This is a genomic window from Enterococcus sp. GPZ-007 (assembly GCF_059374735.1).
The window spans coordinates 58,533-70,859 of record NZ_JCAFYN010000013.1; the positions used below are offsets into that span (position 1 = coordinate 58,533).

At 40.0% G+C, this 12,327-nt stretch carries 16 protein-coding genes; 2 read left to right on the forward strand and 14 right to left on the reverse strand.

The window, feature by feature from the left end:
* Positions 1 to 260 precede the first annotated feature (260 nt).
* Entirely contained in the window at positions 261 to 1,016 is a 756-nt protein-coding gene (locus tag AC4J95_RS08940) for an exodeoxyribonuclease III (protein ID WP_494549575.1), read from the forward strand.
* Positions 1,017 to 1,093: 77 nt separating this feature from the next.
* Entirely contained in the window at positions 1,094 to 1,627 is a 534-nt protein-coding gene (locus AC4J95_RS08945; RefSeq protein WP_494549576.1) for a 3'-5' exonuclease, read from the forward strand.
* Between the two features lie 37 nt (positions 1,628 to 1,664).
* Here the strand turns inward: AC4J95_RS08945 and AC4J95_RS08950 are convergent, their stop codons facing one another.
* The 14 genes from AC4J95_RS08950 to AC4J95_RS09015 form a co-directional block, all read right to left on the reverse strand.
* Positions 1,665 to 2,186 (reverse strand): GNAT family N-acetyltransferase, encoded by a 522-nt coding sequence (locus AC4J95_RS08950; protein ID WP_494549577.1) that lies wholly within the window; start codon positions 2,184 to 2,186, stop codon positions 1,665 to 1,667.
* Positions 2,183 to 2,650 carry a tRNA (adenosine(37)-N6)-threonylcarbamoyltransferase complex ATPase subunit type 1 TsaE gene (tsaE, locus tag AC4J95_RS08955; RefSeq protein ID WP_494549578.1) on the reverse strand — a complete coding sequence of 156 codons (468 nt, stop codon included), beginning with the start codon at positions 2,648 to 2,650 and terminating at the stop codon, positions 2,183 to 2,185. Before tsaE ends, AC4J95_RS08950 begins: the two co-directional genes overlap by 4 nt.
* 141 nt (positions 2,651 to 2,791) lie before the next feature.
* Positions 2,792 to 3,079 carry a hypothetical protein gene (locus tag AC4J95_RS08960; protein WP_494549579.1) on the reverse strand — a complete coding sequence of 96 codons (288 nt, stop codon included), beginning with the start codon at positions 3,077 to 3,079 and terminating at the stop codon, positions 2,792 to 2,794.
* Positions 3,080 to 3,107: 28 nt separating this feature from the next.
* Positions 3,108 to 3,944, reverse strand: a complete 837-nt coding sequence (locus AC4J95_RS08965) for a PTS system mannose/fructose/sorbose family transporter subunit IID (RefSeq protein WP_494549580.1) — start codon at positions 3,942 to 3,944, stop codon at positions 3,108 to 3,110.
* Between the two features lie 2 nt (positions 3,945 to 3,946).
* Entirely contained in the window at positions 3,947 to 4,792 is an 846-nt protein-coding gene (locus AC4J95_RS08970) for a PTS mannose/fructose/sorbose/N-acetylgalactosamine transporter subunit IIC (protein ID WP_494549581.1), read from the reverse strand.
* A 21-nt stretch (positions 4,793 to 4,813) separates the two neighbouring features.
* Complete coding sequence (locus AC4J95_RS08975; protein WP_494549582.1) at positions 4,814 to 5,305, reverse strand: PTS sugar transporter subunit IIB; 492 nt, start codon at positions 5,303 to 5,305, stop codon at positions 4,814 to 4,816.
* A gap of 18 nt (positions 5,306 to 5,323) precedes the next feature.
* Entirely contained in the window at positions 5,324 to 5,749 is a 426-nt protein-coding gene (locus AC4J95_RS08980) for a PTS sugar transporter subunit IIA (RefSeq protein ID WP_494549583.1), read from the reverse strand.
* A 408-nt stretch (positions 5,750 to 6,157) separates the two neighbouring features.
* Complete coding sequence (locus tag AC4J95_RS08985) at positions 6,158 to 7,456, reverse strand: ABC transporter substrate-binding protein (protein ID WP_494549584.1); 1,299 nt, start codon at positions 7,454 to 7,456, stop codon at positions 6,158 to 6,160.
* Positions 7,449 to 8,123 (reverse strand): response regulator transcription factor, encoded by a 675-nt coding sequence (locus AC4J95_RS08990; RefSeq protein ID WP_494549585.1) that lies wholly within the window; start codon positions 8,121 to 8,123, stop codon positions 7,449 to 7,451. Before AC4J95_RS08990 ends, AC4J95_RS08985 begins: the two co-directional genes overlap by 8 nt.
* Positions 8,116 to 9,423 carry a sensor histidine kinase gene (locus tag AC4J95_RS08995; RefSeq protein ID WP_494549586.1) on the reverse strand — a complete coding sequence of 436 codons (1,308 nt, stop codon included), beginning with the start codon at positions 9,421 to 9,423 and terminating at the stop codon, positions 8,116 to 8,118. Before AC4J95_RS08995 ends, AC4J95_RS08990 begins: the two co-directional genes overlap by 8 nt.
* Positions 9,423 to 10,370, reverse strand: coding sequence for a sugar ABC transporter substrate-binding protein (locus tag AC4J95_RS09000; protein ID WP_494549587.1), 948 nt, complete (start codon positions 10,368 to 10,370; stop codon positions 9,423 to 9,425). Before AC4J95_RS09000 ends, AC4J95_RS08995 begins: the two co-directional genes overlap by 1 nt.
* Before the next feature lie 185 nt (positions 10,371 to 10,555).
* Entirely contained in the window at positions 10,556 to 11,020 is a 465-nt protein-coding gene (locus tag AC4J95_RS09005; protein ID WP_494549588.1) for a PTS sugar transporter subunit IIA, read from the reverse strand.
* A gap of 1 nt (position 11,021) precedes the next feature.
* A complete protein-coding gene (locus AC4J95_RS09010) occupies positions 11,022 to 11,474 on the reverse strand; it encodes a hypothetical protein (RefSeq protein ID WP_494549589.1) in 453 nt (150 codons plus the stop codon).
* Positions 11,475 to 11,504: 30 nt separating this feature from the next.
* The gene (locus AC4J95_RS09015) at positions 11,505 to 12,284 is read right to left on the reverse strand and encodes a MurR/RpiR family transcriptional regulator (protein ID WP_494549590.1); all 780 of its coding nucleotides are present in this window, start codon (positions 12,282 to 12,284) and stop codon (positions 11,505 to 11,507) included.
* Between the last annotated feature and the right edge of the window lie 43 nt (positions 12,285 to 12,327).

The following is a 12,327-nucleotide window of genomic DNA, read 5'->3' on the forward strand; positions in this document are numbered from 1 at the left end:
CTGTTCAGATCAGATTAACTGCTAAAAGTTGGACTGACATTCTTTGCTTTCTCCCTTATTTTCGTTACAATTAATGCATCATTGAATTTTGGATGTCAGTTCCGCTTTTTGCAGTTTTTGAAGCTGATTGAATAATGTTTCAAAATCATTGCACTGTAGAGTTAGTGCTCTTTAGCGGAATGATATACGTGGTGAGCATAAGATTCATTTTTCGTTTTTTGAAAAATGATTACTTCAAAACGAAATAGGAGGAATGCACTGTGAAATTAATTTCTTGGAACGTCAACGGGCTGCGTGCCGTGATGAAAAAGAACTTTATGGAAGAATTTAACAAATTGGATGCCGATTTTTTCTGTCTGCAAGAAACCAAGCTGCAAGCCGGACAAATCGAAATGGATCTGCCAGGCTATTATGAGTATTGGAACTATGCTGAGAAAAAGGGCTACTCTGGTACTGCGATCTTCACTAAGCACGAACCAATGAATGTGACTTATGGTCTTGGCATTGACGAACATGATCAGGAAGGTCGCGTTATCACGCTAGAATATCCTGAATATTACGTGATCACCTGCTACACTCCCAATTCGCAAAATGAGTTAAAACGTCTAGATTATCGAATGACTTGGGAAGAGGCTTTCTTAAATTATTTAAACGGCTTGAAAGAACAGAAACCAGTCATCTTCTGCGGCGATCTAAATGTAGCCCACGAAAATATTGACCTGAAAAACTGGAAAACCAATCAAAAAAATGCCGGATTCACACCGCAAGAACGGGAAAAATTTAGTATCTTATTAGAGAACGGCTATATTGATACCTTCCGCTACTTCTATCCTGATCAAGAAGGCATTTATTCTTGGTGGAGCTACCGCTTCAATGCTCGTAAAAACAATGCAGGGTGGCGGATTGATTACTTTGTCGTTTCTGAAGACCTAAAAGAAAAATTGCAAGATGCGAAGATACACACTGAAATTTTCGGCAGCGACCATTGCCCAGTAGAGCTGGATATCAACCTTTAAAAAGTTTGAAACTTTCCCCGCAGGACTTTCGCCGCTGAAAAAAATATGTTAAAACAATGGCGAAGAGGTGAAATCGGTTGAATTTTATAGCAATGGACTTTGAAACAGCCAACTATCAATCGCATAGTGCTTGTTCCTTGGCGCTGGTAATGGTAAAAAACAGCCAAATCGTTGGCGAGTATTATTCTTTAATCAAACCAGAAACAGAGTTTTTCTGGAAAAATATTCAGATCCACGGGATTCATCCAGAAGACGTGGAAAATGCACCGAAATTTCCCGATGTCTGGCAGGAGATCAAACAATACTATCAGAATAATCGGTTGATCGTCGCGCATAATGCCGGATTTGATACAAAGGTTTTAGCTGGCTGTCTCGACTATTATGATCTGGAGCAGCCCACTTACTTGTCACTTTGTACGGTAAGGACCAGCCGTCGCTTGTTTCCAGAAATGCCGAACCATCGGCTGAACACCGTGTGTGAAGAATTATCCATCCCACTTGAGCACCATCATGATGCCTTAGAAGATAGCCGAGCCTGTGCCAAAATTTTACTTTACCAGGAGGATCACTTTGGTGTTGACCCCTTAAAAAAATTAGTCCTACCCATGTAGCCGGACATGAAGCGAGGCACGTACGTTGCTTCGCTTTTTAATTGATTAGTTTGCTCATTAACAAAACATCCAAGAAATTGCCTTGAGAGTCTCGTGCACCGCGTTTCATCGTCGCCTCAGTTTCAAAGTCAAATTTCTGATACAAATGAAACGCCCGCTCGTTCCTTTTCTGAACGGTCAATTCTAAACGGCGTAATGGTGAGGCATTCTCACTCCAATAAATCACTTCATCCAATAGTGCCGTTCCTAGACCGATTCCCCAGAACTCCTTCAGAATACTTATTCCAATCTCACCGATATGCGATACCGTAAATTCCGGAGCGGCCTTAACTGAAGCCATCCCGACGATTTTCTCATCAGCAAAAGCAAGCAAAAGCAGATTGTTTTCACTTTCATATAAATCCGCTAATTGCAGGCTCAACATTTCTTCATTTAAGCCCAAACCCACTTCGTCCATGATTAAAAAATCTGTTTCTTCAGCTATTTTTTGGCTAACCTGCAATAATTCCGCAGCATCATCAGGAATCGCTTCTCTCAATGTGATCTCGACTTCACTCATTCCGCTTCCCACGCTTTCAAAATTCGCGTCTTAAATGCTTCCGCTTGTTTTCCCTTCGCAATTAAATCAACGCGACGCAGATTTTCATCTTGATCATCTTTTGATAAAACTAATTCTAGATAATCTTCAGGCATATATTCGCCTAGCTGTTGGCCCCACTCGATCACTGATAGGCCGTCACCCTCAAAATAATCGTCTAAACCTAGATCATCGGCACCCGTTTCAATCCGATAGACATCCATATGATAAAGTGGCAAACGCCCTTGCTGATATTCACGAATGATCGTATAAGTCGGACTCTTAATCATTTGATCGATTCCCAGACCCAAGGCGATCCCTTTGGTTAAAGTTGTTTTGCCTGCTCCTAGATCACCTGTTAATACTAAATTGTCACTGGGTTCAGCCACTGCACCAATGATTTTCCCTAATTTTTCCGTGGCCGCTGTATCTATTAACGTTATCACGCTGCTTCCCCTCTTTTCTGCTACCAATTTAGTATAACGATTTAGCCATTGAGAGAAAAGAAAAAGATTCTTGAACCGATTTGCTTAAACACAAAAAACAAGGCAAGCATCTAGCTAGCCTTGTTTTCTTTAAAGAATCATTTAGTTCTTTCCATGTACTTGAAGCGTCTTTTTTCCAAGCAGCAGACCCAGATTATAAGTTCCTTTTTTGATCGTCCAGCCTAACAACAAAGTCGCACCAAGCGAAATCACCATTAGAGTGACTCCAATCACCTTCAGTGCTTGATGAAGATTTGCCCCAAATAAAATCAGTGCCAGAGCTATCGAGGATAGAATCATCATATTCCGAATCCAGCGTTTCAAGTTCTGGAGCATTTTCATCTGAAATTTGACTTCTTTTACATAAGCATCTTTTGTTCGTTCATCCATTATGCGATATCTCCTTGCTTGAATTCGATCAGTATTGTAATCCGGGGTTGAAGAAGCCGACCAATACTCCGACAAAAGCGATAACTACCAGCAGCAGCATTACCTTGACTGGCGAGATGCCTTTTTTAGCCAATAAATACCAGCACAAGAAGACAAAGATTGCAGTTAGAAATCCTGGATAAACACCATCTAAAGTTTTTTGCAAATCTAGGAAGGGCTCTTTTGCTCCTTCTGCTGTCATCGTAAAAGCTGTTTTGATAGATACCCAGCTTGCCGCAACAGCTCCAATAACAATTCCACCGATCATTGTGATGGATTCGCGAATTGCTTCACCTTTGGCACCAACTAAGAAATCAACGGCTTTCCCACCAAGATCATAGCCTTTGAAATAGATAAATCTCATACCAAAATAGGCAAATAAGTTCCAAGCGATAATATAGAAGATCGCGCCTAGCGGTGAACCGGCATTGGACATTCCTAAAGCAATCCCTAATAAAATTGGGATAACAGTTCCAACAACTAACGAATCCCCGATCCCGGCGATTGGTCCCATCAGACCGGCACGCAAACCATTGATCGCTTCATCGTCCACATCGTCCGCCCCAGATGCTCGCGCTTCTTCCAAACCAGCAGTAATACCAACAACGACCGCCCCTAATTGCGGTTCTGTATTAAAGAAAGCAGTATAGGTTTTTATTGCTTTTAACTGGTCCTCCTTTTTTTCATAGAGTTCTTCAACGATTGGCAGCATCGAACATAAATAACCAAACGTTTGCATGTGTTCCTGTGAGAAGCAAGTCAAATTACCGTAGTACCATTTATGAAAGGACTTGGATAAAGTCTTCTTAGAAATCTTTTTTTCCATTGTTAAATATCCTCCTCATCATCGTCATCCAAAGGAACGCCAGCAGCGGCTACTTTTTCCAATTTGATTGATTTGATTCGATAATTAATCAGCGCAAACATCCCAGCAATAACTGTTGCGGATACTAAGTTGATTCCTAAAGATGCTGCCAACGTGAAGCCGAAGAAAAATGGAATAAAATCAGTCGCTTTTGTAACGATTTGTTTTAATAAGATTGCGATCCCAACTGCCGGTAATAATGAGCCGACCGTAAACAAGGTTTTCATTGCTAAACCGTCCATCGGCAAATAATCCTTGATCAAATCAACCATCGGCGCGCCCATTCTACACATAACGAGTGTTGGAAAAAAAGAACAAATGATGTGGGAAATCCATGGTAAGCCATAATTAACCAGATTTAACTTCTTCAGATCTCCCTTCTCAACCGCGTTCCAGCCTATGTGCTGCCAGGCTAAGTTGATGGTCGCAGTTCCATAAAATAATACTGTTCCTAACGTCCCAACCATCGTGCCAAAAGAAGTTGCTAGTGCCGCGCCGTCGGAACTTGCTGCATCAATCCCATAACTTTTCAATGCGATCATCGCTAGCGGAATTCCGATATAGCTGACTGCACGAACATCGGCTGAGACTGTTCCTCCCGGAGTGACTAACGCGATATAAACTAGCTGCATTGCTGCACCGACTAATATCCCTGCTTTTAAATCACCTAAAACGATTCCACAAACCAGTCCCCCAATTAATGGACGCCCTAATGTGTAGTTCCCGATTGATGTCCCACCTAGTCCAGGCATACTTGATAAACAAGCAAATATCCCTAAGATGGACGCTTGAATCCAACTGATCTCCATTGTTTGCTGCCCCTTTCAATTTTAATAACCAAATTTTCCTTTATATTTATTCCATGAACCGATCGAAACATCTGGCAGCAGTGAGAATTCGATCTCGTAGCCAGCCTGACTCAGCTTCTCAAATGCATCTGCTTCTTCTTGAGTGATACTTTGATTATTGCCCAACTTAACTGCTCCCTCGCGGTCATTGCACGGACCAACGATGATTTTTCTGATCCCTGGATCGAAGCCTTTTTCCACTAAAAGTTTGCACATGTCGACTGGATTTTTAGTAATTAAAAAATAGCGTGAATCACTGTCTAATACTTTTTGTGACTTTCTAATAAATTCATCCATACCCCATACAAATGTTTTTTTCTCACTTGCCGCTTTATAGGCGGACTTTAAAACATCATTAGAGGCTGCTTTGTCATTAACGGCAACCAATCCATCACAAGGATATTCTTTTGCCCAACGGGTCGTTGTTTGACCGTGAATGATCCGATCATCGATTCTTACAAATGAAACTGTCATAATTAACACTACTCCTCGTTATATTTCCTCTTCTTCATCACTTTTCGCTAACTGAAATTCTTTGAGTCCTTCTCTTGCTTCATTTGTTACCTGTGTGACTAACTCTTCCATCGAAAGCGAATCCTTCATCAAAGCGGTCGTTACCGCTAAAGGAAGATTCATGCCGCCCATCACGACCATTCTTTCTGTAAAACCTTTTTCCATTAAAAGAGTTGTTGCCGTCGTCAGCGGCGAACCGCCAATAATATCTCCCAATACAACTAACTCGCTGTCCACCGGAAGATTCTCAACTAATGCAGAAAATTTTTTCGCAAACTCATCGACCGACTGACCGTCTTGCAAGCCACATGACAATACTTCCTTTTTTGGCCCAACTAACATTTGTAACGCGTCTGCCAAACCTTCTGCCAATTTGCCGTGAGAAACTAGTAACAGATATTTCATTTACACCCCTCCTTGCCTTACATTTGTAGCTTAACAAGAAAACGTTTCCCTTCCATCTGCCGGATGTCATAACTTTTTTATGAAATTTCAACAAATCTGATATGACAGATGTCATTAAATTTGAGAATTGGTTTAGACGTTTATTCTTTCAATTTTTAGAGTTAAAACTGCGAACACACGACTAATAAAAACTGCGAGAAATTTGACTGACAGCTAGCTCAATATAGATGAAATCATTTTTCGATGCCCGCGAAAAATGACTCTATTCTCGTACGCATACGATTCCGCTAAACAACACGTTCGATACTTAGTTAGATAATCTGATAAACACTCGCACATTTTAAACTGCAAAAAGCGGAACTCGCAAAAAAACATGACCTCATTATTAAAAGGTCATGCATCGGAATATTACTCTTTTAAGTATTGGTCTACTTCTCTTTGGAGGGTTAGCAGTGAGATATCCATATCTTCATTGGAGTTGATCAGCTGCTGTAGGCTTGTATCGATGATCTTTAGCGTTGACTGATATTTTTTGAACTGGCTATGATTGATGGTTCCTTCCATTACTTCATTCAGGAGATGCAGGTTTACCATACTGTCCTTCGTATCTTCATTGATCAATGAAATTGTCTGATCAGATTGTGTAACTTTTTTCAATGGGGATAAGCCTTGCGAATATTCGATCAGGCTTTGCTGAGCTTTTTGATCATAACATAAGGTTTTCAAAAAATCCCAGGATAGTTGAGTATGCTTCGTAGTGGCAGACATTCCCATAAGCAACGTAGACGTCTGACTGTTCCCCTCACTTCCGCTAACTGTCGGCATCTTTACACAATCCCACTCGAAATTCGAATACTTCTTCACTCGCCAAGGATAAGGTTTATAAGTGCGATACTGAGATAGCGGCATCGGTGAAAAAGCGATATTTCCTCGATCAAAATCATCAGCACTTACTGGATAACCATGATTGAGCTTCTGAAGTCTTCGCACGAAGTTTATTGCCTTCTTGAATGAATCTTGGCTGAGATAGCTGTTATAGCCTTCTTCGTCAAATACCTTCGTTCCATGAGCAAAAACAGAATCCAACCAATCGTAATCATAATAGCCATACTGATCAATGATCCCGTCCTTATCACTATCTTTCGTGACGGCTTTGGATATCTTATAAAAGTCTTCTAAAGTCCAATCATTTTTAGGAATCGGAATTCCTTCTTTTTCTAACAACGTTTTGTTCACAAACATCAATGTCGGGTTGCTCTCATAAGGCAATGCATATTGATTTTTTTGAAAGACACCAGACTGAATGGCACTCTGATAATAATCCTTTTTATCAAAATTCAAATCTTTCGCCATCAGGGCATCCAGGTCCTTCATGGCTCCTAGTGAACTAAGCGTATTAAAATCTTCGCTGGGCACTAAAAAGACATCTGGTTCTTTGCCCGCCACAATTTTTTCCGATAACCAAAGTGAATAATCTTCCTTTTGAACTCCGCTGTCATAGACGACATTGACATTTGGATGCTCTTTTTTGAACCGTGCAATAGCATCATCGATCACTTGATAACTATTGCCGTTCGGAACATCCCAGTTGCTGCCGGCAAATACCCCCAGTGTAATCGTTACGGGCCGACGAGAATAACTTATTCCAAATATGATTGCTAAAACTGCTCCAAGACCTATCACTATTCCTGCAATTTTTTTATTCATTATCAAAACCCTTTGCCGTTTGCCCAGATTGAACTGCCCAGATCGCTAATTGCGTTCGATCTCGTAAATTCAGTTTCGTAAGAATAGAGCTTAAATAATTACGAACCGTTCCTTCAGATAAAAATAATTTCTCGGCGATTTCTTTATTGGATAGACCGTAACCGACCTGCTGAAGCACCCGCCATTCTGGTTTGCTGATAGTTTCAGCATCTTTTTTGTCGACTTTGATTGTATAGTTGTTTTGATTCACCTTTGAGAAGGTGCTAAAAACCTTCATCGCAATGTCGGGATTGATCATCGCACCTCCCTGATCCACGGTCACGATCGCATGATACAATTCGTCCATTCCGACTCCTTTTAACAGATAACCGCTTGCTCCATATCTCAAGGCACTAAAAACAAAATCATCGTCATCAAAGGTCGTCAAAATAATAATTTTCGTTTCAGGATACGTTTCTTTGACTGCTTTTGTACAAAGAACGCCATCCATATTCGGCATCCGAATATCCATCAAGATAATATCGACAGGCTGCTGCTTCAAGATCGCCAATACTTCGAGGCCGTCCGCAGCAACGCCCACAACAGACAGATCCTGATGACTCGATAAAACGACCTTCAACGATTCACGGATCAGCTCCTGATCATCGGCAATAAGAACTCTAATCATATTGTTCTCCTTTCTGAATCGGTATTTTCACTACTGTGTGGAAGCCTTCAGTGCCATCAAAATGAACCTCGCCGTTAATTACAGAAACACGCTCAATCATCTGCTTCAGCCCGAAACCATATTGAATCTCGGCTGCTCCCACACCATTATCCTTAATATCCAAATAAATGAAGTCTTCCTCTTGATAAAAACGGATCATCAAGCTTGTCGCGCCGCCATGCCGCATCGAATTGGTCATGCTTTCCTGGATCACCCGAAACAGCACATCTTCCTTGATTGATTCAAAATCAATATTATGCAGCTGATAATCCAGATCCACCTCTAAATGCGAAACACTAGTAAATTCAGAGATCAGTTTCAACAAAGCTCCTTTAAATCCTTGTTCTTCAAGAGCTCCAGGACGCAATTTATTCAAGGAGTCTCGCACTTCGCCAATCCCCTGTCGGATAACTTTTGCCACGACCTTCAATTGTTTCTTAGTTTCTGGTGCATCTATATCAATCATGACGATACAGGCATCAACACCTGCAGCTATTCCAGTAAGCGCATGCCCTAACGTGTCGTGAATCTCTCGAGCAAGCCGTTTCCTTTCATTTCGCTCACCCATTTTTTCAATTGCTACAGAATAATTTTTTAACTCGCGGTTAACTTGATGAATCATATCCAGCTCTTTCGCAATTTTTTCATTTTCCTCCAATTGATGAGTAATGTACATGATAATGAAGCCGATGAAAATCAGGATATTCAATGTAACCAAAATATTTTGGATCGCGAACAGAACACTGCGAGTATTCATATCATAAATCTCAAAAAAGGTCTGTGGATTATTCATCGGTATCATCGCCGATGCGACCTCATAGCTGGAGACTAAGTATAAAATTATCAGTGCTACCAAAATCCAGCGTGAGGCTGAATCTTTCCAATGATAAATACTGTCACAAAAAACTAAAAGCACGATGCCATTATAGCCCATATTGAACAGGTACATCAGCCCGAAGCAAATCCCCAGTTGTAATGCTGTAAATACAACGTTCAAAATCTTATGATTTCGTGCAATGATTGTACGATAATACATTAAGACGATCAGCAAAATAAAAAGCAGAATCGAGGCAAAATAAACAATTTCAGGATTTAACGGTACGTGATTGACTTTGTCTAAAAATTCCCGCGCCATTCGATGGTCAATAACGTATTTTGTACCAATCAAATAAACGGTGCCAAAGAAAATCACGATGATAAAATTCAAGACTGTCATTATATTCTTGATGGTTGTCAATGAAATATTATAGTTTCTTCTCATTATTGCCACCCATTTTCATCATAGTTCTCTACATTTTTTGAGGTGATCAGCTTCACCTTTACCACTACCTTATCCTTCCCATGACCTTTAAGTAGTTGATACATCTCGTCAGCAGCGAGCCGCCCCATTGAGATCGGTGACTGAGCCACTGTACCAATCACATTGGAACTGCTGGTGATCAGGGATTTCAGTTCAGGTGTTCCGTCCACACCATAGACCTTCACTTCAGGTCTGTCTGCTTCCTCCAATGCAGCAATTGCCCCTAATGCACTCGGATCGTTTAAAGCCATGACGACATCTACATCAGGAGTTTTTTTCAACATCTCTTCCATCAAAGGCATCGCCTTTTCTAATTGTCCCTGACATTCGCCTTGATTCACAACCTGATAGTTGTCATGACCTTTGATCGTTGCTAAAAAACCGTCGATTCGATCCTTCGCCGATTTAGTCGTTGTGTGCTTCAATAAAATTATCTTCGCTTGATCAAAGCGATTCATCATATCCTTTGCACACTGGACTCCTGCATCATAATTATCCGAAACAACCGTCACATCGACCAACTCAGAATTTTTTACCGGTGCATCCACAGCAATGATCGGAATTCCCGCTTTCTCTGCTTTTTCTAACGCCGGCTTGATCGCGCCTGAGTCGATCGGATTAATAAAGATTCCATCGACCTTCTTATCAATAAAATACTGAATCTGTTCATTTTGCTTTTTAATATCCAAAACAGGATCCAAAGTAATCAAGGCATCCTCATTATTCTCGATCACTTTCCATAATTCATTATTGATTACTTCATAGAAAGGATTATTCATCGTCATAAATGAAACGCCAAAAACATGATTTTGTCTAGCAGGATTTTTATAGCCCAAAAAGTAAATACCGAAAATACTTATAAAAACTAAAATAGCTGTACCAAGCTTGATACTCCAATGTTTTTTCATCAGCGCCTCCTATAAACTAAATTGTTTAAATCAAACACAATGCTTTATTATTATCATACACATTTATGAAGTTGTATCCTAGTGACATATGTAAGCTTTTTCAGTATCAATTCGCTCATTTTTTGAAACAAATAAAATAGAAAGCAAGAATTCTGATAAATGAATTCTTACTTTCTATCTCTTTACTATTTAAGCGTGATTTCTTCCGACGCCTCAACTGATTTTGATTGAATCGAGTAAGTATCTTCCGCGCCAGGAAACAGAACCATGATCGTACTTTCTTTCCCCTGCGACTTCAAATAATCTCGATCAATAATAGCGAGCTTTGTCTCCGGTGTGACCTTATTAGGTTCACTAACAAGGATATCGAAGCCTTGACCTTGTAATTCTACTGTATCGATCCCGATATGGATCAAAACTTCTTTTCCATCACTCATTTCAAGACCAATGGCATGCTTGGTTGGGAAAACACTGGTGACTATTCCTGTAACAGGAGAATAAATATCATCACTTGCAGGTTCGACCGCAAAGCCTGGTCCCATCATTCCTTCAGAGAATACTGGATCATTCACCTCAGATAACGACATTAATTGTCCCTTCACCGGACTGCAAACAGCTGCTTTGCTCTTCTTTTTAAACACAGTAAACATTTTATGCTCCTTTCATCCTCATCGCAATAAATAAGATAATTACGGTAATTAAACTAATAAATCCAATCGCAAAGTAGAAAATAACCCTCGTGTTACTAGATACAGGCTGATTTTCTGCAAACATTTTTCGATTATAAAAATAGCATAAAGCAGCACCAATAATATTCCCAGTCAGAACTTGCTGAATCAAACTAAAGGTTAAAAACCGTTTTTCAAATAAAGTAGGCTTGTTCGTTTGCGCCCCCATAAAGTAAAGACAAGCAGCTTGAAAGAGCATCAGAAATGACAGCAGCAAGGCTAATGTCAATCCCGGAATCTGAAGAATCAGTTGTTGGATGCTCACCTGTTGATTGAAGCTTACTAAAAACAAATAGAAATAAAAGAGCACTGGCATCAGGATCCAATAGCCCAGCAACACATTTCTTTTGACTCTTAAGGATTTAAGCGCTATCATTTTAAATTCTCCCTTTCATAAATACTAGATTTAATTCGTTGGATCAGTACTTTTATTAAGTGTATAAATACCATATGAGCGAATCAGATAATCCATCAAACAGCTTAGCCCGATCAATGATTGAGATTGAAGTCTTCTTCTGCCGATAACAAAAAAATCGCAATAAAAATTTAAATGATACGTGCTGTGTCTTGCAAAATAATTATCTCCAACTGCCGTAACAGCCAGTACTGGAATTTTCCGCATTTCAAACGATGTTAGATTCTCTTTGACTTCATCCGTTTCACCACTTAAGGAAGCAACGACTACACAATCATTTTGAGTGATCATCGGCATCACCATATCCAACTCTGTCTTATTTGGTAAAACCAGTGCCCGTTTATCCACATTTAATAGCATCTTGTAGAACTCGTCGATGATATTTTTTTGAGAAAAACCAGTTGCATAACAATAAATCGTTTGGCTTCGATCAAACATTTCATTGATTGGCTCCAGATTCACTGATTGCATATAATCAATTGTTTTTTTGATATCATCGAGTTGCTTCTCAAAAATATCCTTGTCGCTAGTTTCCTGCTGTTCATTAGTTTCAGTGTGTCGCAAAAAATATTTTAGCTCTGAATATCCAGAAAAGCCAAGCTTCTTGGTTGTTCTTAATACTGAAGATTTGGACGCATGAACCATATCAGCTAGCTCCATGATTCCTGAGGATCGAACCTTCTCAGGATTTTCCAGCATGAACTGTAAAATATCTTTATCCAGCTCGCTCAGTTCTGCTAAATGTTGGTGAATCAACTGCTCTAATGTCATAATTTTCCCCCTCCTACACTATTATACGTGAAGGAAGAGGAAA

Bases quoted from the DNA above. Each gene is read 5' to 3' on its own strand.
- AC4J95_RS08970 (WP_494549581.1), bottom strand. From the start codon at position 4,792: ATGGAGATCAGTTGGATTCAAGCGTCCATCTTAGGGATATTTGCTTGT.
- AC4J95_RS08980 (WP_494549583.1), bottom strand. From the start codon at position 5,749: ATGAAATATCTGTTACTAGTTTCTCACGGCAAATTGGCAGAAGGTTTG.
- AC4J95_RS08990 (WP_494549585.1), bottom strand. From the start codon at position 8,123: ATGATTAGAGTTCTTATTGCCGATGATCAGGAGCTGATCCGTGAATCG.
- AC4J95_RS08965 (WP_494549580.1), bottom strand. From the start codon at position 3,944: ATGGAAAAAAAGATTTCTAAGAAGACTTTATCCAAGTCCTTTCATAAA.
- AC4J95_RS08995 (WP_494549586.1), bottom strand. From the start codon at position 9,423: ATGAGAAGAAACTATAATATTTCATTGACAACCATCAAGAATATAATG.
- AC4J95_RS08985 (WP_494549584.1), bottom strand. From the start codon at position 7,456: ATGAATAAAAAAATTGCAGGAATAGTGATAGGTCTTGGAGCAGTTTTA.
- AC4J95_RS09000 (WP_494549587.1), bottom strand. From the start codon at position 10,370: ATGAAAAAACATTGGAGTATCAAGCTTGGTACAGCTATTTTAGTTTTT.
- AC4J95_RS09010 (WP_494549589.1), bottom strand. From the start codon at position 11,474: ATGATAGCGCTTAAATCCTTAAGAGTCAAAAGAAATGTGTTGCTGGGC.
- AC4J95_RS08975 (WP_494549582.1), bottom strand. From the start codon at position 5,305: ATGACAGTTTCATTTGTAAGAATCGATGATCGGATCATTCACGGTCAA.
- AC4J95_RS09015 (WP_494549590.1), bottom strand. From the start codon at position 12,284: ATGACATTAGAGCAGTTGATTCACCAACATTTAGCAGAACTGAGCGAG.
- AC4J95_RS08950 (WP_494549577.1), bottom strand. From the start codon at position 2,186: ATGAGTGAAGTCGAGATCACATTGAGAGAAGCGATTCCTGATGATGCT.
- AC4J95_RS08960 (WP_494549579.1), bottom strand. From the start codon at position 3,079: ATGGATGAACGAACAAAAGATGCTTATGTAAAAGAAGTCAAATTTCAG.
- AC4J95_RS09005 (WP_494549588.1), bottom strand. From the start codon at position 11,020: ATGTTTACTGTGTTTAAAAAGAAGAGCAAAGCAGCTGTTTGCAGTCCG.